This window comes from Ekhidna sp. (assembly GCF_964218185.1).
Taxonomy (GTDB): Bacteria; Bacteroidota; Bacteroidia; order Cytophagales; family Cyclobacteriaceae; genus Ekhidna.
On record NZ_CAXPLV010000008.1, the window covers coordinates 15,956 to 31,623 of the forward strand.

The following is a 15,668-nucleotide window of genomic DNA, read 5'->3' on the forward strand; positions in this document are numbered from 1 at the left end:
ATTATAATTGAATCATAAAATTAAAATAAAAAAGGCTCATCAAGCATTGATGAGCCTTTAAAATTAAATGCTATTTAAATCATGATCCTCCATGAACCTCTGTAGCCGTTAATACATCCGGTAGAGGACTTGGCGTACTTGTATTAGTATTTATTTCAGATTGAGGATAAATCAATCGCTGTGGAACTCCTGAAAAATTCTTCAACTGAATTTCAGCGATATTATTAGTCCTTCTTAAATCTGTGAATGGCTCTACAGTACCTGCTAATGATATATATCGCTCTTCATATATTTCTCTCAAAAGCGCATTAACAGGCGAGGACGCAGTACTTCCTGGATCTTCTAAACCACCTGGGTTAAAATCAGCATCAACATATGCTTGGAAATCCCATGTCGTAACACCCAAATTGGTTGTAAATCCATATCCACCATTAATCAATGCTCGATAAGTATTATATGCTGTAACACCGGCAGATAACCCATTAAGTCGAGCTTCTGCTTCTGCTATAATTAAAAGTGTCTCACCATAAGTAACTAAAGGGAAATCCTCACCAAATCTTCCACAATCCTGACAACCCCAATCGAAACCATTCAAAAAGTTCGGCTCATACCCAGCTGTATAGTATTCAAATGGCTCGTAGTAGTAATAAAATCTAGCACCCTCGTCATGTTTTGCATGATTTCGATTAGCTCCTCCATACGTATTAGCAAAATTTCCATCTGGATCCATAATTGTTGGTGCATATGCATCCATAGCACCCATATAGCCTGATCTGTCATATACTAAAAAAGAATAGTATGGATTAAAACTTGTACCATATCCAGCGCCGAAATCAGCAATCATATCATTCGCAGCTGAACTAATACCTAAAGCTGCATTGGTAGCTGCATCGGCGTAATCGCCAGTGTGCAAATAATACCTCGCTTTCAAAGTATAAGCTAATTCAGTCCAAGAAGCTAAATTTCCACCGTAGAAAATATCCTTAGCTGAGCTAATTCCAGGACCACCAGCAGCTAAATTAGTTATTGCATCATCGAGAAGATTCTGCAAACCAGTATACACATCAGATTGTGAATCATACGCAGGGTTCGGATTTGTATCATCCGCTGCTTCAGTAAAAGGAACGTCCCCCCATAGAGAAGTTACTGTTCCCATTGCATGAGCTTCCAAAACTTGAGCGATTCCAGCTAAAGCTGGATTACCCTCTGCTATAGCTTTGTCTGCTGCAATTCTTGACTGTGTAATAATTCCATAATATGCTGTACCCCATGGGCTATCAAAATCAGTTGAAGCCGTAGTATTCCAGTCATTCAACCCGACATATTGTCTATCTTGTCCTGTAAAATGATTGGTCCACAGCCCTACTAAACGGGCTACCTCGCCTGCATGAAAAAGCTGATTTGCCACCATAGGACCCTGAATCATGTTTGTTGCATCAGCATCCAAAGGTCTGTTCGGGTCTATTCGTAAATCCTCAGTGAAGCTTTCACATGCGAATATTCCTCCTAGTAATAATACTATCGAAATTCTATTTATAATTTTCATATTAAACTTCTTTTATTAATTAAAAAGTAGCAGTCAAAGTGAACACATAAGACTGTGTACCCGGGTTGTTAAAGTAAAGGAGTCCTCGTCCATTACTTGATCCAGTCAAGTTAGACTCAGGATCTACACCAAAGTACTCTTTACTCCAAATCTTCAAGTTTCTACCTGTTGCAGCTACTCTCAGATTATTCATCTTAAGCTTAGATGCGATTGAAGATGGGAAATTGTAAGCCAAGGTTACCTCTCTCAGTCTAGTCCAAGAACCGTCCTTAACGAATTGCTCTCCTACAGGCCCAAAACCACCTCCAAGAGAAGAATACCAAGCCTCATCAAGAGCAACAGTCCCAAAACCAAAATCCTCTAGATTTCCTCTAAAAGTATAAGTTCCATCACCATTATCAGTTCCAAACGCTGTGATAGGATTTCCTGCATAATTAGTAATAGTTGCAGCATCAGCAGCAGAAACAGTTGTTTCATTCGCAGTTTGAAGTGCTCTACCAAACGTATGAAGCGCACCATCAGTTCCGTCCCACATGTCTCCACCTTGCTTGGTTTCAACCAACACAAACAAAGAGAATCCCTTATATGATACAGTTGAGTTCAACCCTGCCATCCAATCTGGGTTAGGATCTCCTAAAATCCCTTCATCCAATGCTTGCTGAGGGAATCCAGACACAGGGCCTTCTGTTAGGTTACCATCTGCATCACGATCCCATCTACCTCCCCAAAGAGTACCTACTGCTTGACCTAGAACTGCTCTTGAAGAAGTACCGGTAAATCCAGCCAAGAATAATGACTCAGTACCACTCAAATCGGTTACAGTATTTTCGTACTTAGACCAGTTACCACCAACTGTGAAGTTGAAATCGCCTGTTCTTATCACGTTTGCAGAGAAATCTAATTCAATACCGTTGTTCTCAAGGGTAGCAGCATTATCGTACTGGTTAGTGAAACCAGTAGAAGCAGCAGTTTGAACAAAAAACAACGCACCTTCTACTTTATTCTGATAATAAGTTGCTGACAGGTTGAATCTATCTTCTACAAATCCTAAGTCAACTCCAACCTCAAACTCAGTTTTCTTCTCAGGCTCGACAGCTTCATTACCCCTAGTGTTATCTCGGATAAATGAACCATCATATGCAGAAGCACTCGCACCTGGCCCCCAACTCTCGCCGAATGCTGCAGAAGCATAATAGTTATCTGCAGTATAGGCCGCAGGTGCAAGACCCACTTGACCATAAGTTGCTCTGAATTTACCATTTGAAATAACCGGAACGTCAATCAAATTAGAAAACAACACACCTAATTCAGCGGATGGGTAAACAAATATCTTAGAAGCATCACCAAAAGCAGAAGAATTTTCCGCTCTAGCAGTCAAGTTTAAGAAATAAGTATCATCATATCCGAAATTAGCATTTAGATACCCTGCAGAAGTCCTTACTTTAGACTCACCTGTGAATGGGAAGGTATTGTTATCAGTTGCGTTAGCAAATGTAACTGCCTCAGTATTCAAGATGAATGTTTGGTATGTACCGCCCATGCTCAAGAACTGTCTCTGATTTAGATTCATACCAACAATAAATGATCCAGTTAAATCATCAGAAAGGTTAGTTGCAATTCTTGCCATGAAGTCTGCATTCGTTTGCGTTTCAGTAATCACGTTATCTGTTGCAGATCCATTACCGCCATTAGCAGCTGAATTAATTGGAAATACAGTAAGTCTTCTATCTGAATAGTGATCAGCACCTACTCTTGCAATTAATGTCAACCAATCGGTTGGCTTAACATCAACTTGGAATGATCCAATGATACGATCTACTTCACTCGTATTTGTAAATTCATTGATTACCCAAAGCGGGTTATCGTAAATAGGACTTGCGGAGTTTCCTATTTGTCTTCTATAACTTCTTTGTCTATTGAAAGAAGGAACACCTGCTGCATTATAGTATGTTCCCTTATAATCTCTCTGATCAAAGTCAGCTGGAGTTCTCAAAAATCCTAGATATAAACCACTAGTATTAGATCCAGTTTGAATTCTATTGGATGTAATTGACGAATAAGTTACTTTCGTTGAAGCTGTAACCATATCGTTGAATTGCATTGTTGAATTCAATCTTCCTGTTGTTCTTCTATAGTCAGAGTTATTTCTAATAATACCTTCTTGGTTCATATCTGAGAAGCTCAGATAGAATGTACCATTGTCTCCTCCGCCACTTAAGGAAATATTATTTTCAAAATAGTTACCATTCTGGAAAACACTATTAAAGTTACTTTCCTCATAGTTTGAGTTATCATTCTTTGTAATGATTGGATAATAGAGAGAACCATCTTCAGCCTCAAAGTATTGGCCAGAAGTGTCAACCTCATCAGCTCCACCAGCTCTGTCTTCAATTTTATCACCCCAAGAGTTACCAGTTGTACTAGTTCCAGTTGCAGCATTACCACCACTTCCTTTACCATATTTAGTCTGGAGATCATGTTTGTAAGAAATCTTATCAACGGAATAAGTACCTGTGTACTGTACCTGTACCTGACCTTTCTTACCTTTCTTTGTTGTTACAACAATAACACCATTTGAACCTCTTGAACCCCAAAGAGCAGAAGCTGACGCTCCTTTAAGAATTTGAACACTCTCGATATCGTTAGGGTTTAAGTCATTTAGTCTTGATTGCTGGTGAACACCACCTGTATTGTTACCTATTTCACTATTGGTCATAGGAACACCATCAATAACGATAAGAGGTTGCAAAGATCTTGTAATTGAACTTTGTCCTCTAATTTGAATGTAAGCACCAGAACCTGGATCTCCAGAGTTTTTAGTAATTCTAACACCAGAAGCTTTACCAGCTAATGATTGAATTACTCCAGGTTCTCCTGATTTTTTGATGTCGGCTCCACCTACCTGGGATGAAGAAGATGCAATTTTATTTCGATCTTCTTGGAAGCCCAATGCAGTAACCACTACTTCTTGAAGCTCAGTAGCTCCCCCCATAGAAATATCAATAGTCGATCTAGCACCAACTTGAACTTCCTGAGTTTCAAAACCAACAAATGAAAAAACCAAAGTAGCTCCTTCATCTACTGAGAGACGGTAATTACCATCAAGGTCAGTAGTTGTACCAGTAGTTGTGCCTTTTATCACAACATTCACTCCTGGCAGAGATTCACCTGAATCATCGGTGACCTTACCAGAAACCGTTCTTTGCGCCATTGCACTAAAAGCAACAACAGTTAAGAACGCAAAACTTAGTAGTAAAATCCTCTTCATACTAACTAGTTAATCGTTTAACATTAATTTAATAAAGCCCGAAAGATATTACTTTTTAAGATTATTTAACAAAATATGAAACCAAGAAATCTATCGACATATTAACTACTAGTGAAGATAAACCTGATTATTTTGATTCATTTTGAATAAAAATAACAAATGACAAAATAAAAAATGCCCGTCCCTAGTAATACTTCAATTAAATTCTGATTTCAATAAATTTTAAAAATTGTAATAAAAAGCAAAACCTTTCATTGCTTCGTCCGTATGACACGAAATTCTATTCTACGGTTGGATTGACGGTTAAAATTTGATGTGTTCGGTAATAAGGGTTGCGAGTCTGCATAGCCTTTGAACAGAAGTTGATCCTTAGCACACCCCATTTCTATTAGCTCATTATAAACCGATTCAGCTCTCTTCTCGGAAAGGTTCTGGTTATAAACTTTTGAACCTGTATCATCTGTATGTCCAGAAATCTCAACTATGATTCTTGGATTTTGATGTAAAAGCTGAGCCACATTCTCAATTTCAGACTTAGACTTTTGATCAAGCATATAGGAATCAACATCAAAATAGATATTCTTCAAAATCATTTTCTCCCCCACTTGTATTGGCTGTAAAGCGATTTCAATTGTATCAGGATTAGCTAGTGAGTTCTCGTTGGTTGTGAAAGTATAATCAGCAAAAAGGTATCCTCGCTTTTTTACATAAGCAGCAAGCTCCAATCCCAGGGGTAAGACCATTAGATATTCTCCCGATATGGAATCTGAAGAATTTTCATAAATCGTCTCATTGGTCTCCATATTCACCACCTGAACTTCAGCCCTAAGTGGATTAGAATTTTTAGAATCAATCACCCTACCTATTATATAGGTGACAGACTCTGTTTGTTTTTCCTTGGGTACTTTGAATGAGACTATTCTGCTATCTAAAATCTCAAAGTTCTTTTGTTCCTCCTTTGCGTAGAAGGCAGTACGTCCATCTGACCCTATCACGATAGCCACTTCATCTTTATGAGTATTAATCGGAAAGCCTAGATTCTCAGGAACACTCCAGCTTGAATCATGCTTCGATACATAAAGATCATAGCCTCCCAAACCTATATATCCATTTGCAGAAAAATATAGAGATGTGCCATTTGGATGGATGAATGGGGTTGTTTCATCTTTTGGTGTATTTATCGATGGTCCGAGATTAACTGGCTCACCCCAGTCTTCGTCTACTTTCTTTGAAACCCAAATATCCCTTCCTCCATATCCCCCAACTCTATTGGATGAAAAGTAAAGTGTATTGCCATCAGCTGAAAGTGAGGGCTGAGATTCCCAATACCTTGAATTGACAGGTTTGCCTAGGTTTTTAGGCCTAGACCAAACATCGCCTGTTTTCTTAGAAATATATAGATCACAACTTCCCAATGAGTTCCTTCCATCACATGAAGTGAAGATCATCGTTCGACCGTCAGCAGAAACGGCGCAGGCTCCTTCATTCAGAGATGTGTTGATTCTTGGCGAAACAGATTCAGCAGCCGACCATTTTCCATCCCGGTAATACGAAACCACAATATCCTCATCACCCTGCACGAAATCACGCTTGGTATAAAACATGGTAGAATTGTCTACTGTGATGGACGGTAAATACTGAAGTTTGAAGCGATTAATCTCTTTGGGCAGCTCTTCAATCTTCAAACTATCGCTAAAATTTTTGATTTCATTTTGTGCAAACTCCAAGCTCTCAAGAAGAAGTTTAATATCTCCGCCGGATCGTCTTTCGGGTACTTTTTCTAAAAAAGCATTTACAAAGGACCTGGACTTACCGTACTCGCCTCGATCAAAAGCCATGAATGCTAGCTTTTCCAAAACTGAGGCAATAGGATCATTGGCTGTTTTAACATAGGCCTGAAACTTAGAATAGACCGAATCTACCTGCCCCATTGCATTATAGAGGCTACCCATCCTTATATAAGCCTCAAAAAAAAGAGGATCTTCATTTGCCGCCTCTTCTAGAAGCCCTAATGCTGTTTGAAAGTCCCGCTCTTTGTATTTCTTATCAGCTTTTTCGTAAAGCTTTTTGGCCTTTTTGCTTTGGGTAGACAGGCCACTTTGAGAGAATGAGAAAAGGGTGAATATGAAAAGAAGAATGTATAAGAGAATTCTCCTCAGGGAATGTCCATGTATTTGTGAGTCTGTAATGATATCTTCCATCTTGGATTTCTCTTGACAAAATCAACGACCAAAGGTGTCATTTCTTTTTCTTTTGACCACTCAGGTTGCAGAAACAATTGCGAATCCTGGTTCATTTTATCCCCATGCTCTGAAGCCCACTTGAAATCGCTCTTATTGAAAGCAATCACCTTAAGCTCATGAGATTTGGAATAAAACTCCTCCAAAGGAGCTTTGAATTTCTTTGGTGAAAAGCAAATCCAATCCCAATCACCTGATAATGGATAAGCTCCAGATGTTTCAATGTTGGCTTGTAAACCGCTTGCTTTGAGGGATTCTGTGAGCTTAGTCAGGTTGTACATTAATGGCTCACCACCTGTAACCACCACGACTTGGGCTCCAGAAGCTTTTGCTTCTTTCACAATTTGACCCACACTGAACCATTCAAATTGAGATGCATCCCAGGAATCCTTTACGTCACACCAAACACATCCCACATCGCAACCGCCCAGACGGATGAAGTAAGCTGGGGTTCCGGAATAGAAGCCTTCTCCCTGAATTGTGTAAAAGGACTCCATCACCGGAAGGTATTCCGGATCAGTGATTGAGCTCATAAGCTTTTAGCGTATTCAAAAGCAAAGATGCAATGGTCATCGGGCCAACGCCACCAGGGACCGGGGTTATGTAGCTCGCAATCGGTGCGACTTCATCGTAAACAACATCACCCGAGAGTCTGAAGCCTGATTTTTTAGTCGCATCCTCTACCCGGGTAGTGCCAACGTCAATTACCACAGCACCCTCTTTTATCATGTCTTTTGTAATCAATCCTGGCTTTCCAACAGCCACAATAAGGATATCGGCTTGAGAGGTGTGAGACTTTAAGTCAACCGTGGCTTTATGACAAACTGTAACGGTAGCCTTACCCTCCTGAAGCATCATCAAACTTAAGGGTGCTCCTGCAATTCTACTTGCTCCGACCACTACGCAATTTTTTCCTTCAGTTTCAATTTCATATCTGCGAATCAGCTCCATAATACCATAAGGAGTAGCAGGCAACAATAATTGATTCTCTGAGACAATACTTCCAAAGTTTTGGTTAGTGAAACCATCAACATCCTTGAGAGGAGAAATGCGCTCAGTAATGTGTTCAACAGAGATATGATCAGGGAGCGGAATTTGAACAATGAATCCATCGATATCAGAATCTTCATTCATCTGCTCGATATGCTTGATTAGTTTCTCTTCAGAAATGGTACTCGCAAAATGCATTAAGGTGAAATCAAAACCTACCGCTTTACATGCATTAATCTTTCCGTTCACATAGGTATGACTTGCGCCATCATCACCAACAATTATGATAGCCAGATGAGGTGCTCGCTGACCTTCTGCTTTGATTTTTTCAACCTTAGCAGCTATTTCATTCTTTATATCCTTGGAGACCTTTCGTCCGTCAATAATTGTAGGCATCTTTTCTTTGATTAGTCAAGTTTCAAAACAGCCATGAATGCCTCCTGAGGAATTTCTACGTTCCCTACCTGACGCATTCTTTTCTTACCTTTTTTCTGTTTTTCTAATAATTTTCTTTTCCGTGAGATATCTCCACCATAGCATTTTGCCAATACGTTTTTACGCATAGCTTTCACTGATTCACGAGCTATAATCTTTGTACCGATTGCCGCCTGTACCGCAATCTCAAACATCTGCCTTGGAATTAACTCTTTCAGTTTTTCACAAAGCCTTTTCCCCCACTCATATGCTTTATCCCTATGAACAATTGCCGAAAGGGCATCTACTTTATCACCATTGAGCATGATATCAAGCTTCACCATATTCGATTGTCGATATCCAATCAACTCATAATCAAGAGAAGCATAGCCTCGTGATATTGTCTTTAGTTTATCAAAGAAGTCGAAAACAATCTCAGCGAGCGGGATTTCGAAAGTCAGTTCTACTCTATTAGAAGTGAGGTATACCTGGTTTTTGATCTCTCCACGCTTGTCCATACACAAGGCAATGATAGGTCCTATAAACTCCGCCTTTGAGATAATCTGAGCTCGAATAAAAGGCTCCTCGATATGACTGATTAGGTTGGACTCTGGCAGCTCTGATGGTGCACTTACTTTCAATATTGAACCATCATTATTTATTGCATGAAAACGTACTGAAGGCACTGTGGTAATCACAGTCATATCAAATTCTCGTTCAAGTCTTTCCTGTACGATTTCCATGTGCAGCATTCCGAGAAATCCACATCTAAAACCGAACCCAAGAGCTGCGGATGTTTCCGGCTCCCAGATCAATGAAGCATCATTCAATTGTAGCTTTTCCATAGATGCTCGCAGCTCCTCAAACTCACTGGTCTCAACAGGGTAAATTCCAGCAAAAACCATAGGCTTCACATCTTCAAATCCCTTCACCTGCTTCTGAGTAGGGCGACTCACATGGGTAATTGTATCTCCCACTTTCACCTCTTTTGCCACCTTGATACCTGAAATCAGATATCCCACATTACCTGCTGATATAGAATTTTTCGGCTCGTGATCAAGCCTCAGCACTCCGATCTCATCCGCCTCGTAAGTCTTTCCTGTATTGACAAATTTTACCTTGTCGCCTTTGTTCAGTGTGCCATTGAATACTCTAAAGAATACCTCAATTCCTCGATATGGATTAAATACTGAGTCGAAAATCATGGCCTGAAGCGGCTCCTCTGGATCTCCGACGGGGGCAGGCACTCTGCTTACAATAGCTTCCAGTATATCAGTCACACCAATACCCTCTTTCGCACTCGCATGAATGATTGATTCTTTGTCACATCCAATCAGGTCAATGATCTGATCGGAAACTTCTTCGGGCATGGCTCCCGGAAGGTCAATTTTGTTCAGTACCGGAATAATCTCCAGATCATGCTCCAGAGCCAGATATAAGTTTGAAATGGTTTGTGCTTCAATCCCCTGAGCTGCATCCACCACCAAAAGAGCTCCCTCACATGCCGCAATTGATCTAGATACCTCGTACGAAAAGTCCACGTGTCCGGGAGTGTCAATCAGATTGAGCGTGTATTTCTCACCATTCAGCTCATAGTCCATCTGAATAGCATGACTTTTTATCGTAATCCCCCTCTCTCGCTCCAGATCCATATTATCGAGCAATTGTGCCTGCATATCACGATCTGATACGGTATGGGTAAACTCCAAAAGTCTATCGGCCAAGGTGCTTTTACCATGGTCAATGTGTGCTATAATGCAGAAGTTTCGAATGTTCTTCATAAATGTAAGTCAGCGGATTGTTGACTTTCAATCTCCTCAATCCTTTGAAAATTAGGCGCAAAGGTAGCAATCCTTTCACCTATTCAATCAAAAAATATCATTGTTTGTTTTTGGTGTCTACCAAAATTGTAACAGGACCGTCATTGACTAAAGAAACCTTCATATCAGCACCAAATTCACCTGTTTTAACTTCATGGCTCAGATGGGTTTGAAGCTCCTTAACAAATGATTCATATAGAGGAATAGCAGTATCAGGTTTTGCTGCCTGAATATACGAGGGGCGATTCCCTTTTTTGGTACTTGCATGAAGGGTAAACTGGCTCACCACCAATGCTTCCCCATCAACTTCAATAAGACTTTTATTCATGACACCACCTTCATCCGGGAAGATCCGCATATTAGCAATCTTTCTGCAAAGCCAATCAATATCCTCTTTCGTATCGGCCTCCTCAATGCCTAAAAGGATCATGACGCCAGTATTTATGCTGGATTTGATTTGGTTGTCAATTGTAACTGAAGCCGAAGAAACACGCTGAATAACTACTCTCATGAATAGGCAATATCTATCATGTGACTGGGCTTGTAGCGGTTAAAGCCCACTTCATTTTTCTTGGCTACCTCAATCATTGCTTTGGCCACTTCTACATCTCTTATGGCTCCTACTCTTCTTTTTGAACCAATTACAAAGAATGAAGCTATTGAGCTGATGACTTTGGCTACCTCTTCAAAAAATCTACTTTCTGGTCGATCACCAAGCAGCAATGATGGTTGAAAAATTTTCAGAGACTTTAAATCCAGATTTAGGAGGCCATCCTCCAGTTTCCCTTTTGCCATATTATAAAATAAGGGAGAAGAACTATTAGCGCCAACAGCGGTCACAACCAACAATTGCTGAAAATCCGGAAGGTCTGAGACAATTTTTGCGAATTCTAAAGGAAAGTCAACATCTACTTTAAGGAAAGCTTCTTTGGATCCCGCCTTCCTCCTTGTGGTTCCCAACGCACAATAGTAATCGTGCGCTTTCATCTTGGATTTGTACTTGCTGAGTTTTGAGAAATCCTTTACAATCACCTCTACAAGTTTGGGATCTTTTAGTTCGTGTGAACGACGGGTCACAACAATAACAGAGTCATAACTCTCATCTTTTAACAATAACCGAACAAGCTGTTTCCCTACAAGTCCAGTCGCTCCAATAACCAATGCTTTTTTTGCTGACATTCGTAATTTTTTGTGTCTAAAAGAATTTAGTACAATGAAATTAGTCAGCTTGTTCCCATTGCTCCTCTTCCCATAGATGAAACTTCTCAATATCTCGATTAAGCTTCCGCGCGATCAGAAAAACCACCGAAGCATCGTCTGTAAATCCGAGGGCAGGGATAAAATCAGGGATGAGATCTACAGGTGTGATAAAGTATACCAAGGCAAAAACAATCAAGACTATGGTGGATATCGGGAACGAACGATACTCCCCCGCAAGATGTGACTGAATCATGCGCATCAATATCTCAAGTTTCGACTTCAGCTCCTGCAACTCTCTGGAATTTTCAGCCAAGTTCTTCAGTTTATTTCCGGCAGAAGACAAGGTGCTCTTGATTTGCTCCTTATCCGTAGCAGTCCTTTTAGCTTTTTCCCAAATCTTCTTTGTCTTATCCATAATTAAAATACGTCCTGAATCTCTTCTTTGATGTATCTGATCGCCTGCTTTGGAGTGTCCATTTCTTCACCTGCACTATTTTCTATGATCGCCCTGGCCAGATCAAACCCTTTCGCTTTGTCATCCAGTGCATTGGTGGAGGAGTTGATGATAGAAATAGTCTGTTCCACTGCGGTGGTTACATACGTCCAGGCACTGTCTGACATGTAAACTTGCTGGGAAAGGTTGTGGTTGAATTCATTCCTGATTTCATGAATCAAAATCTGCTGAAATTCCTCTGCTGTATAATCTGAGCTGCTTAGCCTGGAAATCAAATTGGATGGCGTGATTCGCTCCAATAGCAATACAATCCGCTCGTAAGCCTGTAGTCGAATAGGTACCACGATCTCCTGATTTTTCTGGCGAACGCTAAATGCAATTTCGTCGAGTTGCTTTTGTAAAAAGGAACGAACCAGTAGGTATGCCAGGTATAATACCAGTCCGGCCGGAATTGTAATTTTCAGAAGGTCGTAAACCATTTCCATGTATAGGATTGTTTAGTGTTTGATAATCGTCAAAAATAATACTTTTACAAGGAGGTCGTAATCCTTTTGCAAAAGAATGAGCAAGCATATGAAACCACCCGTGGAAATAACGGAAAGAGCGCTGGAAGAGGTGAAAAATATCCTAAAAAATAAAGGCATACCCGAAGGTTATGGCCTGCGCATTGCTACTAAAGGCATGGGGTGTGGTGTGGGATTTAAGCTGGGATTTGATAAGAAAAAAGAGACCGACGATGAGTACATCATCGATGGTGTGCAGGTGCTCGTTCAAAAACGGGAGGTGATGTTTTTGATTGGGAAAAAGATCGAATTTTATGATGAGGCCGATGCGAGGGGGTTTGTGTTTGTTTAACCCTCCAACTCAACAGTAGCCTTATGACATAGCCCTTTGATCGGTGGGTTGTATTTGCTGATTCGAACTTGTACCTGATTGATTTGAGAGAAGTTTTCTTTTAGTGCCTTAATCATTTTACCTGCCAGATGCTCCAATAGATTTGCGTCTATGCTCATGACATTCTGTACGATTTCATAGACCTTCTCATAATTGACCGTGCCTTCCAGCTTATCATCTGTGGCAGCTTCCGAAAAATCCACATCGAGCGTTACATCCACGCTGTACTTGTTGCCAATGACACGCTCCTCCTCATAGTAGCCATGACGAGCATAGAACTCCATCCCTTCCAGCGAAACCTTCCCCATGTTTTAGTCAGTATCTAGTTCGTCAAAAAAGGAAACAGTTTTTGAAACACGAGGGCCTTTCTTTTCTTCAGCCGGCTCCTCTTCTTCGTTAGATTCTGCCTTTGATGTTTCAGGCTTGGGCTCCTCTTTTTTTATTTCTTCTTTAGCTTCCTGCTCTGGCTTCTTAATCTCAAGCTCTTCTTTTTCTTCAGCCGGTGCAGGCTTAACTGATTTTTCCTCTACCAACGGCTTCTGCTGTATGATTCGCTCGCGCAATTCTTCCGTCTTTGGAGGTTCTTTTGCCGCCTGAGCTTCTTGTTTGGCAACTGGTTCTTTCTCTTCTTTCTTTGGCTCAGGTGTTTCCTTTGGAGGTGCCTCTATCCGGGTGGATTCTATACGAACCTCTGTCTTCTCAGCCTTAATGCGCTCCTCACTATCACGAGCCAGCTGTTTCACACGCTTCACATAGTCGTCAAACCTAAACTCCTTGGTGGTCTGGCTGTTGCGCTCCACTTTTTCAATAAGCGTGACAGAAAGATTCTTTAGCTCCTGAATGGCAATTTGACGATGATTTTCAATATCACGGTGATTCTGCTCAATGCTTTTTACTGCATCCTGAAGCTCTTCGATGATCTGGCGGGCCTCCATCTCAGCCTGCTCAATCATCGCTCGGGCCTTATTTTTTGATTCGCTCAGGAGTGCCTCGGCATTCATCTTGGTCTCCTTCATGTGAAGCTCAGCAGCCTTGTTGGCTTGCTCTATCACATTCGCCCCGGTATCTTCTGCAGTTTTTAATGTTTTGTAAAGTGAGCTTTCTACCTCACGAAGCTTCGATACTTCTTTCTCTGCCTGCTTCAGCTTGAGGTTAAGCTCCTTATTCTCCTCCAGCATGCGCTCCCACTCATTGGAAAGTGACTGGAGAAAAGCATTCACTTCATCTTTATCATACCCCCTAAGCTTCTTTTCAAAGTCTTTCTGACGAATTTCCAGCGGTGTTATCTTCATTCTGCAAATTTAATTTCCCAAACGGAGATCGAACGATCATCGCTACAAGTTACTAACAAGTCACGATAATTCATCCAAAGGAGCTTATTAACGCTATTTCCATGCCCAGCGTGCCTGTGTTTGTCCAATACCTTCAATAGCTGAAAATTATGGGCATCCCATAGTTTGATGGACTTGTCCATGCTGGCGGTGACGAAATAGCGTCCATCCTGACGAAAGATCACATCGTTGATCGTATACAGATGGGCGGCAATGGACTCCCTTAGCACATAATCAGCCTGTGTATCCCAGACCTTAAGCTGAGCATCTCTCCCCCCTGAAATCACATATTTCCCAGATGGGTGATATTTCGCAGCAAAAACCGAGTTTTTATGTCCACTAAGCTCATTCACCACTTTCATGGAAGCTAAATCCACAATGCGTGTAAGGTTGTCACTAAAAGCTATAGCCACCTGACCATCACATGCATCAAATCTTCTCACACGATCATTGGCATACTTTACTCTATTTTCTATGGCCAGATCTTTGGTCAGTGTCACCACCTCACCATTTGACAGCCCAGCCCAGATCGTGTCATTGATGATTTTGATATCAAAAATCTGATGATTGCCCAGCTGAACGGATTTCAGCTCTTTCTTTTCCTTGAGATCGATCTTATGAATACCGTCGTTGTTTTGGCCAACATATAATATACCTTCCTCCTCATCGAAAGTCAAGCCATAAACAGACCCTTCCACCTTTGCAATCACCTCCCCCTCATCCGGTGATTTTAAATCCCACAGCACCACCATACCGTCACCTCCGGCCGAAATAAACCGATGATCATCCAGGCTTTGCAAGGTGTAAATGCTGTCATTGTGGCCAAGAAATGTGTGGAGTTTTTTTACGCTGATCATGCTCATTTGGTATGCAAAAGTATTACAATTGCTTTATGCCTTTGCTATTGAACAAGCAGATAGATGATGTGTCTGCCTATGCTGTCTGGAACATTCAGGAAACGTTTTTAGAACTGCCGTATCTGTCTCCAGAACCATTTCCAGCTGATCTCAATCCCGTGAGGCAGGCTGAATGGATCGTCGGAAGAATTTTGGTGAAATCGCTCTGCGAGAAGTTTGGTATTGAATTTCAGGGGATCAGTAAGCATGAGAAAGGCAAGCCATTCCTCAATGGAAGCAAAGCGCACATTTCCATCTCTCATTCATTTCCAATCGCGGCAGCAATGATCCATCTTGAAAAACCGTGCGGAATAGATATGGAGCGTCCCAGAGACAAGCATGAATATGTGAAGATGAAATACCTGCATGAATCTGAGATGGAATTTCAGAATGACCTGCAGAAGCTCTGCACCATCTGGTGTGCCAAGGAGGTGATCTACAAAATTTTCGGCAGGAAATTTCTCAGCCTGAAGGATGAAATCAAAGTTTCATTTGAATCGGACAGGATTATCAAAGGAGAGATCTTGAAGAAAGGGCATGAATCCACCCATATGATCAACTATGAATGGGTGAAAGAGTATTTGCTGGCGTTTGGGGTTTAAAAAAAGCGTGCTG

At 41.0% G+C, this 15,668-nt stretch carries 15 protein-coding genes; 2 read left to right on the plus strand and 13 right to left on the minus strand.

Going from position 1 to position 15,668, the window contains the following annotated elements; genetic code table 11:
* Nucleotides 1-79: 79 nt before the first annotated feature.
* From ACEQZT_RS12765 to ACEQZT_RS12810, 10 genes are all read right to left on the minus strand, one after another.
* A complete protein-coding gene (locus ACEQZT_RS12765; protein ID WP_370089832.1) occupies nt 80-1,546 on the minus strand; it encodes a SusD/RagB family nutrient-binding outer membrane lipoprotein in 1,467 nt (488 codons plus the stop codon).
* Between the two features lie 19 nt (nt 1,547-1,565).
* Nucleotides 1,566-4,814, minus strand: a complete 3,249-nt coding sequence (locus ACEQZT_RS12770) for a SusC/RagA family TonB-linked outer membrane protein (protein ID WP_370089833.1) — start codon at nt 4,812-4,814, stop codon at nt 1,566-1,568.
* 251 nt (nt 4,815-5,065) lie between these two features.
* Nucleotides 5,066-7,015, minus strand: a complete 1,950-nt coding sequence (locus ACEQZT_RS12775) for an OmpA family protein (RefSeq protein ID WP_370089834.1) — start codon at nt 7,013-7,015, stop codon at nt 5,066-5,068.
* Nucleotides 6,970-7,587: a 7-carboxy-7-deazaguanine synthase QueE gene (locus ACEQZT_RS12780; protein ID WP_370089835.1), complete on the minus strand. Its 618-nt coding sequence runs from the start codon at nt 7,585-7,587 to the stop codon at nt 6,970-6,972. The genes ACEQZT_RS12775 and ACEQZT_RS12780 overlap by 46 nt, the downstream gene beginning before the upstream one ends.
* Nucleotides 7,571-8,440, minus strand: coding sequence for a bifunctional 5,10-methylenetetrahydrofolate dehydrogenase/5,10-methenyltetrahydrofolate cyclohydrolase (locus ACEQZT_RS12785; protein ID WP_370089836.1), 870 nt, complete (start codon nt 8,438-8,440; stop codon nt 7,571-7,573). The genes ACEQZT_RS12780 and ACEQZT_RS12785 overlap by 17 nt, the downstream gene beginning before the upstream one ends.
* Nucleotides 8,441-8,451: 11 nt before the next feature.
* The gene (gene lepA, locus ACEQZT_RS12790) at nt 8,452-10,239 is read right to left on the minus strand and encodes a translation elongation factor 4 (RefSeq protein ID WP_370089837.1); all 1,788 of its coding nucleotides are present in this window, start codon (nt 10,237-10,239) and stop codon (nt 8,452-8,454) included.
* Nucleotides 10,240-10,336: 97 nt separating this feature from the next.
* The gene (gene dtd, locus ACEQZT_RS12795) at nt 10,337-10,789 is read right to left on the minus strand and encodes a D-aminoacyl-tRNA deacylase (RefSeq protein WP_370089838.1); all 453 of its coding nucleotides are present in this window, start codon (nt 10,787-10,789) and stop codon (nt 10,337-10,339) included.
* Nucleotides 10,786-11,457, minus strand: coding sequence for an NAD(P)H-binding protein (locus ACEQZT_RS12800; RefSeq protein WP_370089839.1), 672 nt, complete (start codon nt 11,455-11,457; stop codon nt 10,786-10,788). The genes dtd and ACEQZT_RS12800 overlap by 4 nt, the downstream gene beginning before the upstream one ends.
* A 40-nt stretch (nt 11,458-11,497) precedes the next feature.
* Nucleotides 11,498-11,893 carry a YkvA family protein gene (locus ACEQZT_RS12805; protein WP_370089840.1) on the minus strand — a complete coding sequence of 132 codons (396 nt, stop codon included), beginning with the start codon at nt 11,891-11,893 and terminating at the stop codon, nt 11,498-11,500.
* A 2-nt stretch (nt 11,894-11,895) separates the two neighbouring features.
* Nucleotides 11,896-12,417 carry a hypothetical protein gene (locus ACEQZT_RS12810; RefSeq protein ID WP_370089841.1) on the minus strand — a complete coding sequence of 174 codons (522 nt, stop codon included), beginning with the start codon at nt 12,415-12,417 and terminating at the stop codon, nt 11,896-11,898.
* Between the two features lie 76 nt (nt 12,418-12,493).
* On the opposite strand from ACEQZT_RS12810, the gene ACEQZT_RS12815 reads away from it, so the two are divergent.
* Nucleotides 12,494-12,787 carry a HesB/IscA family protein gene (locus ACEQZT_RS12815; RefSeq protein WP_370089842.1) on the plus strand — a complete coding sequence of 98 codons (294 nt, stop codon included), beginning with the start codon at nt 12,494-12,496 and terminating at the stop codon, nt 12,785-12,787.
* On the opposite strand, the gene folB is transcribed toward ACEQZT_RS12815, so the two are convergent.
* The 3 genes from folB to ACEQZT_RS12830 are packed head-to-tail and all read right to left on the minus strand — an operon-like array spanning nt 12,784 to nt 15,014.
* Nucleotides 12,784-13,134 (minus strand): dihydroneopterin aldolase, encoded by a 351-nt coding sequence (gene folB, locus ACEQZT_RS12820; RefSeq protein ID WP_370089843.1) that lies wholly within the window; start codon nt 13,132-13,134, stop codon nt 12,784-12,786. The genes ACEQZT_RS12815 and folB overlap by 4 nt on opposite strands.
* A gap of 3 nt (nt 13,135-13,137) precedes the next feature.
* On the minus strand, nt 13,138-14,118 hold the full coding sequence (locus ACEQZT_RS12825; protein WP_370089844.1) for a DivIVA domain-containing protein: 981 nt from the start codon (nt 14,116-14,118) through the stop codon (nt 13,138-13,140).
* Nucleotides 14,115-15,014: a WD40 repeat domain-containing protein gene (locus ACEQZT_RS12830; RefSeq protein ID WP_370089845.1), complete on the minus strand. Its 900-nt coding sequence runs from the start codon at nt 15,012-15,014 to the stop codon at nt 14,115-14,117. The genes ACEQZT_RS12825 and ACEQZT_RS12830 overlap by 4 nt, the downstream gene beginning before the upstream one ends.
* Before the next feature lie 35 nt (nt 15,015-15,049).
* On the opposite strand from ACEQZT_RS12830, the gene ACEQZT_RS12835 reads away from it, so the two are divergent.
* On the plus strand, nt 15,050-15,655 hold the full coding sequence (locus ACEQZT_RS12835; protein ID WP_372530160.1) for a 4'-phosphopantetheinyl transferase superfamily protein: 606 nt from the start codon (nt 15,050-15,052) through the stop codon (nt 15,653-15,655).
* Nucleotides 15,656-15,668: the final 13 nt, after the last annotated feature.

Coding starts and splice junctions, on each gene's coding strand:
- ACEQZT_RS12765 (WP_370089832.1), bottom strand. CDS start 1,546: ATGAAAATTATAAATAGAATTTCGATAGTATTATTACTAGGAGGAATA.
- ACEQZT_RS12770 (WP_370089833.1), bottom strand. CDS start 4,814: ATGAAGAGGATTTTACTACTAAGTTTTGCGTTCTTAACTGTTGTTGCT.
- ACEQZT_RS12775 (WP_370089834.1), bottom strand. CDS start 7,015: ATGGAAGATATCATTACAGACTCACAAATACATGGACATTCCCTGAGG.
- ACEQZT_RS12780 (WP_370089835.1), bottom strand. CDS start 7,587: ATGAGCTCAATCACTGATCCGGAATACCTTCCGGTGATGGAGTCCTTT.
- ACEQZT_RS12785 (WP_370089836.1), bottom strand. CDS start 8,440: ATGCCTACAATTATTGACGGACGAAAGGTCTCCAAGGATATAAAGAAT.
- lepA (WP_370089837.1), bottom strand. CDS start 10,239: ATGAAGAACATTCGAAACTTCTGCATTATAGCACACATTGACCATGGT.
- dtd (WP_370089838.1), bottom strand. CDS start 10,789: ATGAGAGTAGTTATTCAGCGTGTTTCTTCGGCTTCAGTTACAATTGAC.
- ACEQZT_RS12800 (WP_370089839.1), bottom strand. CDS start 11,457: ATGTCAGCAAAAAAAGCATTGGTTATTGGAGCGACTGGACTTGTAGGG.
- ACEQZT_RS12805 (WP_370089840.1), bottom strand. CDS start 11,893: ATGGATAAGACAAAGAAGATTTGGGAAAAAGCTAAAAGGACTGCTACG.
- ACEQZT_RS12810 (WP_370089841.1), bottom strand. CDS start 12,417: ATGGAAATGGTTTACGACCTTCTGAAAATTACAATTCCGGCCGGACTG.
- ACEQZT_RS12815 (WP_370089842.1), top strand. CDS start 12,494: ATGAGCAAGCATATGAAACCACCCGTGGAAATAACGGAAAGAGCGCTG.
- folB (WP_370089843.1), bottom strand. CDS start 13,134: ATGGGGAAGGTTTCGCTGGAAGGGATGGAGTTCTATGCTCGTCATGGC.
- ACEQZT_RS12825 (WP_370089844.1), bottom strand. CDS start 14,118: ATGAAGATAACACCGCTGGAAATTCGTCAGAAAGACTTTGAAAAGAAG.
- ACEQZT_RS12830 (WP_370089845.1), bottom strand. CDS start 15,014: ATGATCAGCGTAAAAAAACTCCACACATTTCTTGGCCACAATGACAGC.
- ACEQZT_RS12835 (WP_372530160.1), top strand. CDS start 15,050: ATGCCTTTGCTATTGAACAAGCAGATAGATGATGTGTCTGCCTATGCT.